Below are 18351 nucleotides of genomic sequence, written 5' to 3'. Positions count from 1 at the left end.
GTGAAAAGATTTTTTGGAATTATATTAATTATCATTTCGTGTCTGACGATCCTGTTCTCTTTAATCATGCTGTCTGAAGGAACGGAGATGGCCATTTTTAGTACAATTGTGTTTTTTATACCAGGGGTTATCGTACTTGTTACTGGAATTAAAATGTGTGGTCGACCTAAATCTCGTTCTAACACTGATCAATACCATCACAATTCTAATGATAATCAATATTACGAAGATCAGCATAATGAGAAATATGAAGATAGAGAAGATGAACCTCAAGAATCTGTATCCGTGAATTGTTCAGGGTGTGGGGCCAAGGTAAAGGTATATCCTACTTTGTCTGCGGATTGTGAGTATTGTGGAACGACAATGAGGATCTCTTAAACTGCATAGGAGGAATCGTGTTGTTAAGGAAGTTATTTGGACTCTTTTTTATGTTTTATGCCATTGCGATCCCGATTGCCATGTTTAATGCAAATAATTTCAGAGGTACTAAAAATCTCATTGCTATGGCTGGATTTATTATCGTTGAATTTTTGTTTTTATATTTTGGTATTAAATTGCTTAGGAAAAAACGTGTCCCGGAACGAAAGTTTTATGGAGGAGACTATGGAGGTCATCTTGATCGCGAAAATGTGAATCCGCATACTTATTCAAGTTACAATAGCAACACCGTGAGTTACAGTAGTCATAATACAATTAACTATACAGAGATCAATTTCTCGGATAAGGAAAACACTGAAGAGAAAGTCGAAGAAAAAGTTGAAGAGCCACAAAGGCCTGTTTCAGTGAGTTGCCAGGGGTGTGGGGCGAAGGCAAAAGTGCTTCCTAAACAATCAACGGATTGCGAGTATTGCGGAACAACAGTTGTAGCAAATTAGAACGGTTCAGAATGGATACGAGAAAGGATTAAGCCTGATTCCTATGGAGTCAGGCTTTTAATCTCCTCAATTTAGAATCTCTAGAAGACCCTCGAACGATCAAATACGTCATATAACTCCACGTGAATTACCTTAATGTGGTCCTTTTAATGAAACGTTTCGAATTTCACATTTATAATTAAGCCACATTATATTCAGTATTTGTAAGCGTTCTATTTTCTTGTTTACGGAAATGGGAAAATTATGATAACATGTACACGAAACGTTTCGAATTCATTTGAAGGGAGAAAATCATGAAAAAAGTAAAACAATTCAGCTTCATTTTAACTTTTTGTTTGTTAGCTAATCTAGCTTTAACTCCTATGGCTTCAGCAGGTGACTCAAGCAATTTAATTGGATTTCGAGCAGAATTGAAAGCGATTGCATATAAGACCTATACGTTTTTTGAGGACTATACGGATCAAAATACTGGCTTGACTTACGATGAAGTACGGCACACTGAAAACGGGATAGAAGAAGCTAAACGTACCTCACCCACAAACATCGCAATGTATATGATGAGTACCGTTTCAGCGCAACAATTGGGCATTATTTCGAAGAAAGAAGCTGTAAATCGCTTGCAAACGACAATAAATTCCCTCGAAAAATTAGAAAAGTGGAACGGCCTATTTTATAACTGGTATAACACAGATGACGGGTCAGTGAAGAAAGATTGGGGACAATTTATTTCCCAAGTCGATAATGGCTGGTTATCCGCTGGTTTAATTGTTGTTGGGCAAGCCTATGAAGAACTTCATGGGGAAACAAGCAAGTTGGTTAAAAATATGAATTATACTCCGCTATATGATCCTGAAGTCGGCCAATTCCGCGGCGGTTATGATGTGGCTAAAGGCGCGCTGACGGACCACCATTATGGGATGTTTTATACGGAACCACGTGTAGGCAGCTATATTGCTATTGGGAAAGGTGACGTTCCTCAAGATCATTGGTGGAAGATGTATCGCACATTACCTCAAGAATGGGATTGGCAAGCTCAGATTCCTCAAGGCAAATCCGTTAAGTACGATGGAGTGGATGTGTTTGAAGGAAGTTATGTATACAAGGATAAAAAGTTCGTACCAAGCTGGGGAGGCAGTATGTTTGAAGCTCTTATGCCCGGTATGGTCATAAAGGAAAAAGACCTGGGTACTCAAGCTTTGGGATTGAACAACCAGCGTCATGTCGAATTGCAAATCGAATACGCCAAAGAAAAAGGGTATGCCGCATGGGGCTTCTCACCTTCTGCCACTCCGACAGGTTACAGTGAGTTTGCAGCAACACCGTTAGGTACCTCAGGTTACAAAGATGGAGCAACGGTAACAGCACACGCAACATTCCTTGCTCTGGATTATGCCCCTGAAGCAGTTCGAAAGAACATTAAAGCTTTAAAGAACTTCAAAATGTTTGGCAAATATGGGTTCTATGACTCAGTCAATGTTGAAACGGGAGAACTTGCAAAAGCTTATCTGGCACTGGATCAAGGGATGATTATGGTGTCGATCGCCAACTATCTTCAAGATGGCGTTATCCGCGATTATTTTCACAGTGATGTGATAGGGCAGAAGCCAGAAGAATTATTGAAAAAAGAAGTGTTTTCCATTCAATGAAGGGCTGCTTTAGATTAGAGCAAGATCACTAACGAAATGGGACGAAGATTAAAAGATGGACGGAACGAAGCAGGGTATCAGCATGCTTCGTTCCGTTTTTGCGTTTACCACTGATAATGAAGTCGCAGATCGATTAGATTATTGAATTTATCCGGAAAAAGACAAGGCATTTACAATGGCGATTTTAAGACTTACGTTGTGGGGCATAAGCGCAAAGAAAGACGCGTACGCCTTCAGTGATGATATGTTTATTTTGTTCCTCATCTAATGTCCCGATTTTTCCCGGTTGATTGAATACCAATAAAAACGTTAATGCAGCGAAGTTCTTTGCAGCCATTTTAGGATCAATCACATGGAGCAGTCCGTTTTGTCCAAACGCTGTAAACCTTCTGATAATCCCCTCTTCAGTTGCGTTATCCAGCCTTTCAAAAAACGAGTCTGGCAGGTTGGCAGCTTCCACCATAACCAGACGGATCAAAGCCTTGTAGTCTGCCGAACCGTTTGCAGAAGCTACGATTTGCTCACAAAATAAGATGAGCGCCTGCTCAAGATCTTCGAATTTCAAGAGGTGGTCTGATATCCCTTGCTCAATCATGACCAGAACCGCTGAACTGGATTCTTCCACAACGGCAAGTAGTAGATTCTGTTTGTCGCCATAATAATCATAAACTGTCCGTTTGGAAACTCCCGCTTTAGTTGCGACCGTATCGACGCTGGAACGATCAAACCCGTCTGAAAGAAACAGCTCTCGTGCCGCCGCAATTATTTTAGCTCGCTTGTCTGAAGAGCCTTTGCGGATTTTCTTGTTTTCTGTATGATCCATTCTTACGTTTTCCCCCTTATATGTGTATTTCAGAAATGGATTAGGTCCTGCTTTACAAACTACACTGTACGGTGTAGTGTAACAAATGTAGCGTATCAAATCAATGATCAAGGAGGTTTTTATTCATGAATACCATACCGTCTGTTGTTGATGTTCTCATTGTCGGGGCCGGACCCACAGGGCTTACACTTGCCTGCGACCTTGCCCGTCGAAACGTCAACCATCGTATTATTGAACGAAGCACCGTGTATAACGTTGCATCTCGCGCCAAAGGAATCCAGCCTCGCTCGCTTGAAGTCATTGATGAATTGGAAGCCGTTCACTACATTGTTGATACAGGTGTTGTGGACTTGCCTGTTCGTTATTATACCGCAGATGGCAGAAGTGTGGACAAGCCGACTATTACTGTTGCAGCCAGCGCCGAACTTGAGACACCCTATCGTGATCCGGTCTGGATTGCTCAATTTGATGTGGAAAAAGCGTTGCGCGACCGATATGCAGTGCTTGGCGGTCAAGTTGAGTTGGGCATGGAAGCTGTAGGGCTTGTTCAGGATGTGGATGGTGTATCGGTAACGTTGAATACAGCACAAGGAGAAGAGCAAATTCGTGCTCGTTATGTAGTCGGCGCTGACGGGGGCAAAAGCAATATACGCAAATTTATACACTTACCGTTGGTTGGGGAAACACATGATCATGAGCGATGGTATCTTGGCGATGTACGATTGGAAGGGTTAGATCGTGACCATATCCATATCTGGACTTCTTCGGAGGGGATGATCGGGGTGACGCCGCTGCCAAAATCCGATATTTGGCAACTGCAGGCTACAATTCCGGCAGCCATCGATGAACCAGAGCAGCCGTCGCTAGAGGCGTATCAAGCCATGTTTGACCGTCGTGCCGGGTCCGGACGTGTTCGGCTTACGGATGCTTCTTGGTTGTCCATCTACCGGGTCAACGTTCGTATGGTTGAATGTTACCGAAACAACCGGGTTTTCCTTGCCGGTGATGCGGCTCATGTTCATTCGCCGGCCGGTGGTCAAGGCATGAATACGGGAATACAGGACGCATACAACCTCGGCTGGAAGCTGGCGGCTGTCATACGCGGAGCAGACACCGCCTTACTCGATACCTACGATGAGGAGCGCCGCCCAGTGGCACAGGCCGTGCTCAAAGACAGCACAAAGAAAATGGGAGGCGTTATAAGAACGGCGACTGAAGGCGGAGGGTTGTCCCAATCCTTGAGCACCATATCCGACGATCTGACGAGCGGGCTTCTCATTTCCTATCGTTCAAGTTCGCTTACCCGTCCGTCTGCTCGAACAAATGCTACCCGTTTACTTCCTGGAGATCGTGCTCCTAATGCTACTGGACTACAAGGCACCGGGTTTGCAGGAAGTGTCTTTGACCTCTTGCGCGGCCCACACTGGACGCTTTTGGCTTTTGCAAACTACATCGATCCTTCTCTGAAGAACTTCACCAACGATGCACTCCATTTGCATTATATCTTTCCATCGAAGGTGGAGGAGGCGGAAGGCATAATAGACACTGCCGGGAATGCTTATCGAATTTACGATGTCGCAAGTAAAGAACTTGTATTGATTCGTCCTGACGGTTACATCGCCTTGCGCACCTCCATTGATGATACCGCATCGATCCTGAATTACTTGAATTTGTGTGGCTTATCATAGGATCGAGCGACCCAAGGTTCTGCCCGAGTCACATCGTCTTATTGAAAATAGAGTGCAAGAAATTCTATTCATGCAAAAAAGGGTCCTGCCATTTTCATAACAGGACCCTTTTTGCGTAAACTAAAAATCCCTCAAACGATCAAATACCTCATATAATTCCTCGTGATTAACCTTAATCAAATCATCTTGACGCAGTTCCAAATGCTGCTGTAATTGATCCAGCAACTCCGTTAGAACAACATAAATCTCTTCCCGCTCAACAGTTTCAATAAAGCCGGTCTTGGCATCCATCTTGTTGAAGGTCTGTGTGTAGTTCTCAACCAGGGAGACGAGCCGTTTGTGCATAGCTTCCTGATTATTAAAATCTTGACTTAACTGACGTATTTCCTTCAAACACTGCTTGTACAATTGAGCTGCTTTTTTGGTGTGTGCTGCCTTGATGTGGTCCCGCCCATCCCAATCCCGAAACGGATTGTTCAGGTTCTCCGCAAGCCATTCCGGTTTGCGTGCTTTGGTGATTTCCATATCAAGTCCGGCAGCAACGGATTTTTCATATCTTGTTTTGATTGATTTGGCTGCATCGGCAGGAAGGCTGGTTAGCCACAGCGTAGCCAATTGTGGAAGTTGCTCTGGATCAGGGAATTCGTCACCATTGAAGCCGAACAGGTCATATGTAGTGAAGGTTTGCATATTTGCCAAATGCTGAATCGACTCTATATGGGATACATTGCCGGGTTTACCCCACAGTCGCAACTCTGAAAGCTCAGGATAATACTGCACAAGTGGCTTCAGATTGAGCTCCGTGATATCTCTGATATACAGACCTTCAAGTCGTGAGATACCCCTAACCTGTGGCAGGCCCGATGGAACATTGAGAGTGATGCATCTACCGTCTTCATAAGCCAAGATACGCAGATCAGGAGACAACTCTCCTGTGAAATTCAGACTTTTCATCTTTGTGTTCAAAATTAATTCCTTCAACCCACTGACATCCACGATAAGTCTGGTCAGATGGCTCTTGCTGATATCGAGCATCGTTTGACCATGATGTATGATATGAAGTTCATTAATGAACGGGTTGTCCTCTATAAATGAAAAGATTGATTCCGTATATCCATCCATTTCAATATGTGTCAGACAAGGTAGCTTTGCGAGTTCGGCTACATCTTCAGAAGATCTAGGGCTGAAATCGCGGAGTGTACTCGTACTGCGCCGCATTACACGATCCCCAATCATCACATCTTCGTCATCATCCGCAGCTTGTTTGAACTGCGCTCTTCGGATCGAATCGATACCTTCCCATTCACGCTGGAGATAGAGACTTTCTCCGATCGGCCAGCCTCCGCCATACGTATTTGTTTCCTCGGTGTAGAGAGGGGGGATATTGCCTGCAAGCACATACTGTGAAGGAACATTAGCACTCACGAAACTATGGGCAAGTCGATCATTCCAGAAATAGAAGTTACAGATCAATGGTTTCATCTGATGAAGATGCATTTCATTAGGCAGTTGATCACCAGTCCAATCCAACTGAAGGACGGAGGCAAGCGTGTCAGAAGTTTTACCCTCTGTTTCTTTCAGTCCAGTTACCTGGCAGGCTGTATATTGTTGTAATTTTTCGACGTACACGCAGTACACATCTCCAACATTGGGGATCATGTTATGCTCCTTTCGTTCTGCATCAATCGATGCTAAGCTACTTGTAAACTAAGTATTCTGCAGAACTAATAATAGATGAATTATATCAAAGTCATTCAGAGACTACCATTTTGGATAGAGTCGAATAGGCTTGAATACTTTTATAAAAAAGGAACGATGTCTATGGATACAAGTATGAGCCGCAACAAAAAACTGGGTGAGTTTTTGAAATCACGGAGGAGCCGCATTCAACCGGAACAAGTTGGATTGTCAGGATCTCATGGACAGCGAAGAACACCCGGTCTACGGCGGGAAGAAGTGGCAGTATTGGCTGGTGTCAGTGCAACGTATTACACGTGGCTCGAACAGGGTAGAGAGTTGGCGGCTTCACGAGAAGTGATGCAGAGTATAGCGAATGCGCTCCGTTTAACCCTGGAAGAGAAGAGTCATCTGTTTGACTTATGGGACCCTAATACGGAACATGAATTCCTTGCTTCGTATTCGCAACTGGAGCCAGGGTGGCAGAGCATTATTGGCCAGTTGACTCATCCTTCATTTATTACCAATGAACGTTCTGAGGTACTTGCCTGGAATGAAGCTGCAGACACGAACCTCTTCAACTTCTCGTCGATGAATGTGAATGAGCGTTTAATGATGCGGATTTTATTTCTGGATACAGCGCTCAGGGAGCGTATGCACAACTGGGAGGAATTCGCGCGGCACTCGGTAGCCGTATTCCGTACGTATTATGACAAGTATCCGAGTGACCCCGAATTTAGCAGAATCGTGAAACAATTGAGTGAAGAAAGTATAGACTTCCGAACGATCTGGAACCTGCACCAAGTTGAACTCAAACAAGTCAATCGTGTCCTGCTTGAAACGACGGATCGGGCAGATGGCGTTGTGCATGCTTACGATATCTTTTCCATGAATAATCTGAACAGCCAATCAGGCATTCATTGTTGTATTTACGTTCCTGCTGCCATATAGAAAGTTAATCAAACTGGTAATTTCTTTACTAGCATAAACAGAGTGTGGTTGGGGTCTCGGAAGTGAAATAGAATGAACTCAAGTTCATACGTATCTAGTTAACGTTTCTATTTCAAGATGAAAAGAGGGAGCCACATGCTCAAAACAAGAACACTGGGAAATGATAAATTACGAATATCTGCGCTCGGCCTGGGTGTGATGATGATGCCGTATAATGACGAATCTGTACATACCATTCAGGGTGCGCTGGATGCAGGAGTCACCATGTTTGATACGGCGGATCTGTACGGAGCGTATGAAAAACAGCAATTTGGTGGGAATGAAAAACTGCTTGGACGCGCGCTTCAAGGTCGAAGATCCAAAGCAATCGTTGCCACCAAATTTGGTATAACACACACGCAGGGCCCCAAGGGAGATCCGGCCTACATCAAAAAATCAGTAGATGCAAGTCTCTACAACCTGGGAATGGATTATATCGATCTGTATTATCAACATCGTCCTGATCCGAATACACCCATTGAAGAGACCATAGGCACACTTGCCGATCTGGTTCAACAGGGGAAGATTCGATATATTGGTTTGTCCGAAGCGCCAGTAGCGATCATTCGGCGTGCACATGCTGTTCATCCGATTACAGCGTTGCAGACCGAATATTCATTATGGAGTCGAGAGCTTGAGGATGAGATTATGCCTGTCCTGCATGAATTGAACATTGGCTTGGTTCCATACAGCCCTTTGGGGCGGGGCTTCCTGACAGGTCAGATCCGTTCTATAGACGATCTGCCGGAAGATGATTATCGTCGTCACTATCCGCGTTTCCAAGGTGAGAACTTTCAGAAAAATCTGGAGGTTGTTGGATTGATCCAAGAGATGGCTAAGCAAAAAGGGTGTACGGTCTCTCAACTTGCTCTGGCTTGGTTGCTTGGAAAGGGAGAACATATCGTTCCGATCCCGGGGACTCGCAATCTGGAAAGAGTTCACGAGAACTTAGGGGCGCTACAGGTTTCGCTTACGGATGATGAGATGAACCAGATAGATCACATATCTCCCCAAGGCATTGCAGCCGGAGGCAGATTCCCTGGTCAAGTCTAGTTTGTTTATACAAGATTCTAAGAAACCTAAAGTTCAGGATTAAAAACAATATATAACATGTGTCAACGGTATTATCTTTCTATTCTCCGGCATACAGTACAACAATGAGATGTATGCCCAAGGAGGAGAAATGATCGTATGATGAATCCGATTTTACAAGCCCCGAATGTTCCGCTGGCAGCCGATTCCAATGCGGTTGTCAATTATCAGAGGGATTCACGCAACTATGTAACCCAGTTGTTTGGAGAACAGCTGCCGACCATTGCAAATGGGTTCTTCAACGTGTACTTAAGCAAAGGAATCATTGTGCAGCCACACTGGCACACCAATGTCACGGAGATGGTTGTGGTCATCACCGGTGAAATTACAGCGTCAGTCTTTAATCCGTTTACGCGTGAACGATTGACATATCGTCTGAAACCAGGTCAGGTTGTGGTATTTCCGAAAGGCTGGTTTCACTGGTTTGTGGCTGAGACAGATGATGTATATGTATTAACTATCTTCGATCAACCAACGCCTGATATTGTATTTGGAGCGGATTTCTTGGCAGCTACACCGCCGGAAGTGGCTCACCGCGCGTACTGTTTGGATGAAGAGGCATATACGAGAGCTGTTGCTTCCATTAAAAATGATGCGATTCTGGGCCCTCCAATAGGGTGTGATACGCAGGTTTCTGATCAATCGACTTCACCTTCCAAGACGTCCGTGTCACCATCCAATAAGCTGAAATCTTAATTCAAGATTCCTTATTTATTATCAAAGTACACAGCCTGTAACTGGAGAATATCAGTTGCAGGCTTTTTGATGTGTCGATGTAATAATCGTATGAAGTCCATGGAGGGGTTGGTATTATATTAGAAAAAAATTCAAAATGCCTGAGTCAGTGGGTTACGTTCTCTGTTAGTATAGTATGAACATCCAACAAAAACGGAGGACTCATGAATGAACATGTCAGAAATGAAAACGCTTGAAACTGCAATGAGTTATGCACCTATTTTGATGTTTGACAGAGCCGAACCTTTTTATCCTGATTTTGTTGGCATTTCTGTGTTGCATCAATCGGGGCCTTCACCATCGTTCAGAAGGGACATTAAGTTTCCGACCGAGGTAGTACAATATGTAATTGAATATGCAATCTGGTGGGATTATGAGATTGGACATCTGTATGAAATGGAGCATGTATGGGTTTATGTGGGTCATGACGGAGAGGTAGTAGACTGTGAAGCCAGCTTTCATGGGAAGGTGCTGCGCGGATTATTGAAGGAACGGGTCAATGTGGTTGGACATCATGTATGTCTGTACTCACAGCCTGGCAAACATGCTTTCTCACCACTTCCGGTTGTATTTGAGTTATTGCCAAACCTGTATAGTGCAGCAGGTGCCGAAGCTGGATGTGATGGGCTACTTGTGAATGAGTTGTTTCAAGATTATTTTGAAACAAATGAACAGATCGATGATCAGGTAGAGCGTTATCTGCAGACCAAAGCGTTTGTACCTACCATGGAGTTCGAAGAATATTTACTAAAACCGGAGATGTTCATGACGTGGGATAATCTGTTTGGAATTATTCCGCACAGGATTAAGGACCGCCTAATGGAACTGGAGCAGCTATATAACACATAAATAATTAGTTTTAAACGGGTTTTATGTTAATTTAAAGTGTATTTTTTCGCTTCAGAACCAAACTTTGTTGATTCGGGTTTGGTTTTTTTTTTTTTTTTTTATGGGAAAATGGACTCAGTATAAGTAATCATTTATTAGACTAAGGTCTTGAAATGTTGAGTGTGTACAGAAAAAATACATAATTTTTTGTGTGGAAAATGATATTTGTTAGACGTAAGAACTATATAACTTCTTGTATAAATAAAAGAAGATCATGTCACATGAAATTTTGTATGGAGATGTATGTGTAAGTCAATGCAGAATGTTGATTATACGTATATATGTAAATTAAAAAAACAATTTAATAGGTAAAAAGTATAATTTATATTAAAAAGAAGATTCTTTATATCTGAAATAAAAATTCATAATAGTGCAAATTTATAGAAATAAAAATCTCCTATTCAGTTTTAATATATTTATGTCGAAATAGATCGTAAGTTGTCTGGAGCGCGACCTAGAGAAGGGTTTACCAAGCGTTATATACATAACTGGACACTACGATGCCTAGGAGGAGATTACATGAAGTGGTTTGGAAATTTGAAAACAGCAACAAAGATTATCTCAGCGTTTTTAGTTGTGTCGATAATCCTTGCGGCGCTTGGCGTCTACTCTGTAGTAACATTGAGAAGTACGAATGAACGAATGCAAGAGATGTATAACAACAATCTAATCTCTGTCAAAGAATTATCATCTGCTCAGATTGATTATCAAAGAATGCGTGTGAACGTGCGTGATTTGAGCTTCGAAACCGTTGAAACCGAAAAAACTCGGATCACGGAGAACATCGCTTCGATCCGTCAGAGTGTGAATGATCGCCTGACCATCTATCGTCCGCTTGCAACAACCCCTGAAGAAATAGAGTTACTCCGTAATTTTGATGCGGAATATCCAGGATATTTAACAATGTTTGAACGAGCAACTAATCTGGCTGTCGCAGATGATCAAAGTGCCTTTAATACCTTCCTTAAATCTGAGCTTAAACCACAAGGAGACAGGATTGTAGAACTCCTTACCAATTTGATCGACCTTAATGAAAGTATGGCTGAACAGGCGAATATACAATCTCAGGCTGCCTATTCACAAGCATTTAAAGTAACGATAATTCTTGTGGTTCTGTCCGTACTCTTCAGTATTCTCATTGGATATATCATCTCTCGCTCCATTTCGAAGCCGCTCATGGCTATGCTGGGTCTAGCTACGGAAGTTGCCAACGGAAATCTCACCCTTAAGTCAGAAATATCCAGCAAAGATGAAGTGGGTCAACTAGCCGCGGCACTGAATCGGATGGTCGATAATCTGAAAGAGTTAATTAACAATATCGTGATGAACTCCCAAAGTGTTGCTGCTTCTTCGGAACAGATCTCAGCCAGCACACAGGAAATTGCGAGCACCAGCACAAGCCAATCCAGTGAGGCGGGAAATATCTCCGAATTGTTCAAGGAGCTTTCACTTGCCATTAACTCCGTCGCTGCAAGTGCGGAAGAAGCGGCTGAACTGTCCAACGATACGGTGAAGACTGCTCGTGAAGGTGGACTTGTTGTACAGACTTCATTGGAAGGTATGCAAGCTGTTAATACAAAAATGACTAAACTTGAAGATGATTCTCGTAAAATCGGTGACATCATTGAAGTGATTGACGATATTGCTGAGCAGACCAATCTGCTAGCGCTGAATGCTGCAATTGAAGCGGCACGTGCCGGAGAACAAGGACGAGGATTCGCCGTAGTAGCAGATGAAGTCCGGAAGCTTGCCGAACGAAGTGGCGAGGCGACCAAAGAAATTACAGCCATCATCAAAGCAATGCAGGAAAATACGAGACAAAGTGTACAGGCTGTAGTAGCCAGTGTTGAGCAGTCTTCCATGACTGGACAGGCGTTTGATCAGATCATTGATATGGTCAATAACTCTTCACAGAAAGTAAACGAAATTGCTGCTGCATGTGAAGAAGAAGCAGCCCAAGCCGCAGAGGTGATGAGCTCTGTTGAATCCATCTCGGCTTCCAGTGAGGAATCCGCTGCAGCGTCTGAAGAGACAGCGGCAACATGCCAGTCTTTGGCACATCTTGCGGAAGAACTGGCGAATTCGGCAGCTGCCTTCAAAACAAATTAATAAAATTGAATTGAGGGTGAATCGATGTCTTCACTTCAGAAGGAACAATATATTGAACTGTCTGTAGGTGCAGAGACTTGCGCCATTCGAATCGAAGAAATTCACGAAATTATTAAAATGCTTAGCATTACAGATATTCCATTTAGCCGTCCAGAGATCAAAGGGGTAGTTAATCTGCGTGGCAAGGTTGTATGTGTGATGAGTCTGCGGAACCTGCTGGGTATGCCGGATGAACCGGACACCAGAGCAACGCGTATTATCGTAGTTCGACATCAGGAAGAATATATTGGCTTGATCGTGGATCGCGTGAACAAGGTAACCACATATTCCGAAATACATCCGCCAACCGGCGGATATGGTCGTAACCGTGAAGGTTTATTCCATGGTGTGGGTCAACAGGAAGACAAGCTTGTGGGCATTTTGAAACTGGACGAAATATTGGGCGGTTAGGGAGGAATACACGAATGATGGATTTGTCTGCCTACCGTGACATCTTTATCGAAGAACTGAATGATCAACTGGAACGTATGGATCAGTCTTTATTGGCATTGGAGCTTTCGCCTTCTGTAGAACTGGTTCAGACGCTGTTTCGGGCAGCCCATACCATCAAGGGATCGGCATCCACTATGGATTTCCGTGAATTAAGCGACCTTACGCATGAAGTGGAGTATGCTCTTGAATGGGTCCGAGAGAAAAAACCGGAGATGACTTCGGAGCTAATTGATACGTTGTTCCGCTCTTTGGACGCCATGAAGGTGCTTCGTGATCAGTACATCCGTGGGGAAGCCTATGCAGATTTTCGAGCAGTAGTAAGAGAAATAAAGGATTTAATTCATACCCCGACAGTAGTCGAGCAACTTAAAACACCTCAATTGCAACCAGCAGAGTCGATTATGGCACAGGTAGCTATTGTGTCAGGCAAGCAGTTATTGTCCATTCATGTTGTGCTGGAGCAGAAGTGCATGATGAAAGCGGCCAGATATCATATTTTACGACAACGCATTGAGGATATCTGTGGTACGGTTGTCGCTACTTCGCTCATGGAGAGTCAGCCGGGCGCACAGAATGAAGATGATCATTATGGTCAGTTCATCATCATCGTAGCAACGTCGAATGACCAACAGCAGCTTAAGGCAGAGCTGTCTTCAGACTCGGATATTCATATGCTGGAGATTGATCCATATCTGCTGGAATCCAATGAGGTTGCAGCGACGTCTGCACCACTTGAATTAATCTCTGAAACAGAGCAAACGAAACAAAGCTTTCCTACCGTGAATACAACTGGGCCGGATGAGAAAGTGAAAGCTGCTCAACCTACAGTTCGTGTGAGTGTTGAACGTCTGGACCATTTGATGAATTTGGTCGGTGAACTGTTAATTGATCAGACATCCCTTGCAGATCTGAGTGGATCGGGTGCGCGTAAGGAGTCTTCAACACTCATCCGGAGTATTAGTGGTGTATCCGATCATATGGGCAGGGTAATCAAGGAACTCCAAGAAGGTGTAATGAAGACACGGATGTTACCCATTGATCAACTATTCAGTCGCTTCCCGAGATTGGTTCGTGACCTATCACAGAAGCTGGGTAAGGATCTGGAACTGGTTATTCAAGGTGGAGAGACTGAGCTTGACCGGATGATTATTGAAGAACTGAGTGACCCGCTGATCCATCTCATCCGCAACAGTGCAGATCATGGCATTGAAAGTGCAGAGATTCGGGCGGAGAACGGTAAGCCGTCCAAAGGACGTATTACATTAACTTCGTTTCATGAAGAAAATCATGTTGTCATTCGTTATTCGGATGATGGCAAAGGTATCGATGGTGAGAAGATTAAAGCTTCCGCCTTGGGCAAGGGCATCATTAGTGAGGAACAGGCTGCACGCCTAACAACACAGGAAGCTGTCCACCTCATATTTGAACCTGGCTTCTCGACGGCTTCTTCTGTCAGTGAAGTATCAGGACGCGGTGTTGGAATGGACATCGTGCGTAGTCAGATCGGGCGACTCAACGGTATCATTGATATTGATACGGAGGTTGGTGTGGGCACCACGTTTACGATTCGTCTACCGCTCACACTGGCGATTATTAAAGGTCTGTTAGTCAAAGTATCGGGTCGTGTGCTGATCTTGCCGATGTATAATGTTGCTGAGATTGTTCGAATTTCACCTGAAGATATTCAGATGATCCAGGGGCAACAAGCGATCCTGAATCATGGACGAATTGTACCTTTTCACCGACTGTGTGACAGGCTCAACTATCCACGAACAGACCGCAAATCCAAGACCATTCCACTGGTGATCGTGCGTTCCGTTGATAAAATTGCAGCTTACGCAGTAGATGAGATTATAGGAAATCAGGAAGTCGTTATTAAGACACTCGGTACGTATCTGGGAGCGATGAACCATCTATCTGGAGCAACGATCCTCGGTAATGGTAAGGTTGCCCTTATATTGGACGCGTCCTATCTGGTGAGTGTTTAATCGTTAGATAAACACAAATTTTTATGCAGGACAAAAAGCCTCATCATCCATAACTGGACGGTGGGGCTATTTGTTGAACCTTTTGACATTGTGACCACTCAGGATTTGAAAATGAGATCCATAAACCGGTTGGCTGCCAGAGAGATCGGCATATTGCGTTTGGTCATAATCCCCACATGGGAAGGGGGGAGCGGGACATCAAGCTGAATTTCGAAGAGAGAGCCTTCCTCCAGCTCTTTGGAGATAAATTCACGTGTGACATAGGAAATACCCAGTCCTCGACGCGCAAACTCAATCAACAGATCAACACTACCAACCTCAATCTCAGGTTTTAACGTGTAATTATAGCTGTTAAACAACTCAGTTATAGCCATCCGAACACGGCTGTTCCGGGAGAAGAGGATCAGTTGATGCTCCAGAAGCATCTCAAGTGTCATGATTTTACCCTTCAACTGAGCATAACGTTCCCCAGCTACAAAACAGTCCTTCAACTGAATACTTTCCCTGACTTCTAGCTGTGGATCAACAATGGGCATCCGAACAACACCAAGATCAATCTTGCCTTCTTTCAGAAAGGTGATGACTTCCGGCGTAGTTCCATGACTCAGATGTAGCTTGATATTAGGGTACAAGGTGTGGAATTCCTCTAGATACGCCAGCATGTAATGCTTGAACAGAGAGTCACTGCCACCAATTCTCAATTCACCATTGTCGAGATTCTTCAGTGCGGCCATTTTTTCTTCCGCAAGTGAGATCAGAATCTGGGATTGTTCAATATAGGAGTATAGACTGGCACCTTCCTGTGTCAGCGCTACACCCTTGGAATTTCGATAAAACAAGGTAAGACCAAAGCTCTCTTCCAATTGCTTAATGGCATGACTGACGCTGGGTTGAGTGATATACAGTGCTTTCGCAGCCTGTGTCAAACTTCCCGTTTTGGCGGCCCAATAAAAGACTTTATATAGTTCGTAATTTGTAGTCATAGATGTGGTCTATAGCTCCTGTGAAATATATTAATTACTTGTATGGCTATAAAACGTATTATAGTGTAACTACAACAAAGAAACCAGAGTTACTTGGAAGGAGAACGGTAAGATGGAACCAACTACCATTGTTTTATTTGGTGCAACTGGCGATTTAGCCAAAAGAAAAATATATCCTGCCTTATATAACTTATATCTTGAGCAGAAGCTTCCTGAAACCTTCTCATTGATTGGTCTGGGGCGTAGAGATTGGTCTGATGAATTCTTTCAGGCACAAGTGGAAAAATCATTAAATGAATTTTCCAGACGCCAAGCTGATCCTGAAGTTGTGAAGTCATTTGTGAAAGCTTTCCGCTACAGTGTATTGAATATAAGCCATAAGGAAGATTATATAAAGCTGTTGGGATTAGTTGAACAAAGAGAAGCTGAACTTGGCATTCCGTCCAATCGCTTGTTTTATCTCTCGGTTGGTCCGGAATTTTTCGAACCGATTGCCGAGAACATTCAAGAAAGTGGACTGGGTTCCACAGAGGGATGGAAACGTCTCGTTATCGAGAAGCCATTTGGTCACGATCTACAGTCCGCCAGAGACCTTAATCGCAAATTAAGCGAATCGTTCACGGAGGAAGAGATTTATCGGATTGACCACTATTTGGGCAAACCGATGGTACAGCGTCTGGAGACGTTGCATCAGAGTAACCCAATCATGAAGGCGTTATGGAACAACCGTTACATCTCCAATGTGCAAATTACGGCGAATGAGACTGTAGGTGTCGAAGAACGTGCATCCTATTATGATCATGTTGGTGCAGTGCGAGACATGTTCCAGAATCATATGTTGCAATTGCTCATGATGATGGCGATTCAGCTTCCATACAACAGTACTTCCGAAAAAGTTGGATTGAAGAAAAAACACATTATGGAATCGATCCAGCCGTTACAAAAACAAACTGTGGGCGCAAACATCATCCGTGGACAGTATGCAGAAGGCAACATTCAAGGTAAACCGGTAAATGCGTATACTGCTGAACCGGGTGTAGCCGAGAATACGATGAATGACACATTCATTGCTGCCAAATTGCAAATTGATGATTTCTTCTGGCGTGGTGTTCCGTTTTACATTCGCACGGGTAAAAGAATGAAGGAGAAATCAACACGTATCGTGATTGAATTCAAAGAACCTTCAGGACAGACAAATGTGCTGAAAAATAAGGGTTCCAAGCCAAACCTGCTTGTCATTGAGATGAGTCCGGATCAGAGCATGACATTGCAACTGAATGCAAGTGATCCTGAGAATAAAGGTGAATTCAAACCGGTTCATATTGATCTTTCTCCGGACAAAGGTGACCTTGCGGAAGCTTACGAGAATCTGATTCGTGATGCTTTGCTGGGTGATCCAACCTTCTTTGCCCACTGGGATGAAGTAGAATTGTCATGGGCATGGGTGCAGCCAATTCTGGATGCATTCCAGGAAAATCTGTTGCCACTTCACCTGTATCCTGCGGGTAGCTATGGACCGGTTGAATCAGATGTTATGCTTGAAGAAGAAGGTCACCACTGGTGGTTTGATGAGCCGGCGGATCAGGAGTCTGTAGTTACAAATAGCATACCCTTGGCGGTTAATGCGAATCTCTAAACCAAAATAAAAAATATATCTGGAGGTAATTTAATCATGAAATTTTTTATCGATACAGCTAACGTGGAAGATATCCAAAAAGCATACAAAATCGGCGTATTATCTGGCGTAACAACAAACCCATCTTTGGTAGCCAAAGAGGGCGTGAAATTCGAAGATCGTATTGAAGAAATCTTGCGTTTGGTACCTGAAGTGGAGTCCGTTTCTGCGGAAGTGACACCAGATGCCCTTACTGCTGAAGAAATGATCGCGCAAGCAGACGAATTGATCAAAATTAACAACAGTGACAAAAACATTACGATCAAATTGCCAATGACACTTGCAGGACTTGAAGCTTGCCGTTACTTGACCAAAAAAGGCGTGAAAACCAACGTAACGTTGATCTTCACTGTGAACCAGGCGCTTCTGGCTGCTCGTGCTGGTGCGACATATGTATCCCCATTCCTGGGACGTCTTGATGATATCTCTGAGGATGGCGTACAATTGGTTACCAAAATTGCTGAATTGTTCCGTACACATAACCTGGATGCACAGATTATTGCGGCCTCTGTAAGACATCCGGATCACGTTACACGTGTAGCGATGGCTGGAGCACATATTGCTACTGTTCCATTCTCCGTCATTGAACAAATCTCCAAACACCCACTGACAGATCAAGGTATGGACAAATTTGCAGCTGACTGGAAAAAAACAGTACAATAATCACTGAACATATATTCGTTTCAACTT

The 18351-nt window shown here is 43.7% G+C and carries 16 protein-coding genes; 13 read left to right on the top strand and 3 right to left on the bottom strand.

Features of this window, described 5'->3' with window-relative positions:
- The 3 genes from MKY01_RS18965 to MKY01_RS18955 all read left to right on the top strand — a co-directional run bounded on the left by MKY01_RS18965 (nt 1) and on the right by MKY01_RS18955 (nt 2521).
- Nucleotides 1-378, top strand: coding sequence for a DUF3784 domain-containing protein (locus tag MKY01_RS18965; protein ID WP_127549480.1), 378 nt, complete (start codon nt 1-3; stop codon nt 376-378).
- A 20-nt stretch (nt 379-398) separates the two neighbouring features.
- Nucleotides 399-875, top strand: a complete 477-nt coding sequence (locus tag MKY01_RS18960; protein ID WP_127549478.1) for a hypothetical protein — start codon at nt 399-401, stop codon at nt 873-875.
- Nucleotides 876-1168: 293 nt separating this feature from the next.
- The gene (locus tag MKY01_RS18955) at nt 1169-2521 is read left to right on the top strand and encodes a glucoamylase family protein (protein WP_127549476.1); all 1353 of its coding nucleotides are present in this window, start codon (nt 1169-1171) and stop codon (nt 2519-2521) included.
- 184 nt (nt 2522-2705) lie between these two features.
- Here the strand turns inward: MKY01_RS18955 and MKY01_RS18950 are convergent, their stop codons facing one another.
- Entirely contained in the window at nt 2706-3344 is a 639-nt protein-coding gene (locus tag MKY01_RS18950) for a TetR/AcrR family transcriptional regulator (RefSeq protein ID WP_339283118.1), read from the bottom strand.
- Nucleotides 3345-3469: 125 nt separating this feature from the next.
- On the opposite strand from MKY01_RS18950, the gene MKY01_RS18945 reads away from it, so the two are divergent.
- The gene (locus MKY01_RS18945; RefSeq protein WP_339283116.1) at nt 3470-5032 is read left to right on the top strand and encodes an FAD-dependent monooxygenase; all 1563 of its coding nucleotides are present in this window, start codon (nt 3470-3472) and stop codon (nt 5030-5032) included.
- Between the two features lie 120 nt (nt 5033-5152).
- On the opposite strand, the gene MKY01_RS18940 is transcribed toward MKY01_RS18945, so the two are convergent.
- Nucleotides 5153-6691: a hypothetical protein gene (locus tag MKY01_RS18940; RefSeq protein WP_127549470.1), complete on the bottom strand. Its 1539-nt coding sequence runs from the start codon at nt 6689-6691 to the stop codon at nt 5153-5155.
- A 162-nt stretch (nt 6692-6853) separates the two neighbouring features.
- On the opposite strand from MKY01_RS18940, the gene MKY01_RS18935 reads away from it, so the two are divergent.
- The 7 genes from MKY01_RS18935 to MKY01_RS18905 all read left to right on the top strand — a co-directional run bounded on the left by MKY01_RS18935 (nt 6854) and on the right by MKY01_RS18905 (nt 15003).
- The gene (locus MKY01_RS18935; RefSeq protein WP_255319878.1) at nt 6854-7660 is read left to right on the top strand and encodes a helix-turn-helix transcriptional regulator; all 807 of its coding nucleotides are present in this window, start codon (nt 6854-6856) and stop codon (nt 7658-7660) included.
- Nucleotides 7661-7795: 135 nt separating this feature from the next.
- Nucleotides 7796-8752, top strand: a complete 957-nt coding sequence (locus MKY01_RS18930) for an aldo/keto reductase (protein ID WP_255319877.1) — start codon at nt 7796-7798, stop codon at nt 8750-8752.
- A 138-nt stretch (nt 8753-8890) separates the two neighbouring features.
- On the top strand, nt 8891-9487 hold the full coding sequence (locus MKY01_RS18925) for a cupin domain-containing protein (protein WP_076250084.1): 597 nt from the start codon (nt 8891-8893) through the stop codon (nt 9485-9487).
- 207 nt (nt 9488-9694) lie between these two features.
- Nucleotides 9695-10375 carry a hypothetical protein gene (locus MKY01_RS18920; RefSeq protein ID WP_127549464.1) on the top strand — a complete coding sequence of 227 codons (681 nt, stop codon included), beginning with the start codon at nt 9695-9697 and terminating at the stop codon, nt 10373-10375.
- A 558-nt stretch (nt 10376-10933) separates the two neighbouring features.
- Nucleotides 10934-12523: a methyl-accepting chemotaxis protein gene (locus tag MKY01_RS18915; protein ID WP_127549461.1), complete on the top strand. Its 1590-nt coding sequence runs from the start codon at nt 10934-10936 to the stop codon at nt 12521-12523.
- A gap of 24 nt (nt 12524-12547) precedes the next feature.
- The gene (locus MKY01_RS18910) at nt 12548-12973 is read left to right on the top strand and encodes a chemotaxis protein CheW (protein WP_017687852.1); all 426 of its coding nucleotides are present in this window, start codon (nt 12548-12550) and stop codon (nt 12971-12973) included.
- A gap of 14 nt (nt 12974-12987) precedes the next feature.
- Nucleotides 12988-15003 carry a chemotaxis protein CheA gene (locus tag MKY01_RS18905; protein WP_339283112.1) on the top strand — a complete coding sequence of 672 codons (2016 nt, stop codon included), beginning with the start codon at nt 12988-12990 and terminating at the stop codon, nt 15001-15003.
- A gap of 98 nt (nt 15004-15101) precedes the next feature.
- Here MKY01_RS18905 and MKY01_RS18900 read toward each other — a convergent pair whose 3' ends face one another.
- Complete coding sequence (locus tag MKY01_RS18900) at nt 15102-15986, bottom strand: LysR family transcriptional regulator (RefSeq protein WP_036613457.1); 885 nt, start codon at nt 15984-15986, stop codon at nt 15102-15104.
- A gap of 112 nt (nt 15987-16098) precedes the next feature.
- On the opposite strand from MKY01_RS18900, the gene zwf reads away from it, so the two are divergent.
- Together zwf and fsa are read left to right on the top strand one after the other, a co-directional pair.
- Nucleotides 16099-17622, top strand: coding sequence for a glucose-6-phosphate dehydrogenase (gene zwf, locus MKY01_RS18895; protein WP_036613459.1), 1524 nt, complete (start codon nt 16099-16101; stop codon nt 17620-17622).
- A 36-nt stretch (nt 17623-17658) separates the two neighbouring features.
- Nucleotides 17659-18324 (top strand): fructose-6-phosphate aldolase, encoded by a 666-nt coding sequence (gene fsa / locus MKY01_RS18890; RefSeq protein ID WP_036613461.1) that lies wholly within the window; start codon nt 17659-17661, stop codon nt 18322-18324.
- Nucleotides 18325-18351: the final 27 nt, after the last annotated feature.

This window comes from Paenibacillus sp. FSL R5-0486, from assembly GCF_037975155.1.
Lineage (GTDB): Bacteria > Bacillota > Bacilli > Paenibacillales > Paenibacillaceae > Paenibacillus > Paenibacillus amylolyticus.
Note: the sequence above shows the minus strand (reverse complement) of the source record. Positions and strands in the feature narration are given on the sequence as shown.

Excerpts from the sequence above, each read along its gene's own strand:
- MKY01_RS18955 (WP_127549476.1), top strand. The coding sequence starts at position 1,169 with ATGAAAAAAGTAAAACAATTCAGCTTCATTTTAACTTTTTGTTTGTTA.
- MKY01_RS18950 (WP_339283118.1), bottom strand. The coding sequence starts at position 3,344 with ATGGATCATACAGAAAACAAGAAAATCCGCAAAGGCTCTTCAGACAAG.
- MKY01_RS18945 (WP_339283116.1), top strand. The coding sequence starts at position 3,470 with ATGAATACCATACCGTCTGTTGTTGATGTTCTCATTGTCGGGGCCGGA.
- MKY01_RS18940 (WP_127549470.1), bottom strand. The coding sequence starts at position 6,691 with ATGATCCCCAATGTTGGAGATGTGTACTGCGTGTACGTCGAAAAATTA.
- MKY01_RS18935 (WP_255319878.1), top strand. The coding sequence starts at position 6,854 with ATGGATACAAGTATGAGCCGCAACAAAAAACTGGGTGAGTTTTTGAAA.
- MKY01_RS18930 (WP_255319877.1), top strand. The coding sequence starts at position 7,796 with ATGCTCAAAACAAGAACACTGGGAAATGATAAATTACGAATATCTGCG.
- MKY01_RS18925 (WP_076250084.1), top strand. The coding sequence starts at position 8,891 with ATGATGAATCCGATTTTACAAGCCCCGAATGTTCCGCTGGCAGCCGAT.
- MKY01_RS18920 (WP_127549464.1), top strand. The coding sequence starts at position 9,695 with ATGAACATGTCAGAAATGAAAACGCTTGAAACTGCAATGAGTTATGCA.
- MKY01_RS18915 (WP_127549461.1), top strand. The coding sequence starts at position 10,934 with ATGAAGTGGTTTGGAAATTTGAAAACAGCAACAAAGATTATCTCAGCG.
- MKY01_RS18910 (WP_017687852.1), top strand. The coding sequence starts at position 12,548 with ATGTCTTCACTTCAGAAGGAACAATATATTGAACTGTCTGTAGGTGCA.
- MKY01_RS18905 (WP_339283112.1), top strand. The coding sequence starts at position 12,988 with ATGATGGATTTGTCTGCCTACCGTGACATCTTTATCGAAGAACTGAAT.
- MKY01_RS18900 (WP_036613457.1), bottom strand. The coding sequence starts at position 15,986 with ATGACTACAAATTACGAACTATATAAAGTCTTTTATTGGGCCGCCAAA.
- zwf (WP_036613459.1), top strand. The coding sequence starts at position 16,099 with ATGGAACCAACTACCATTGTTTTATTTGGTGCAACTGGCGATTTAGCC.
- fsa (WP_036613461.1), top strand. The coding sequence starts at position 17,659 with ATGAAATTTTTTATCGATACAGCTAACGTGGAAGATATCCAAAAAGCA.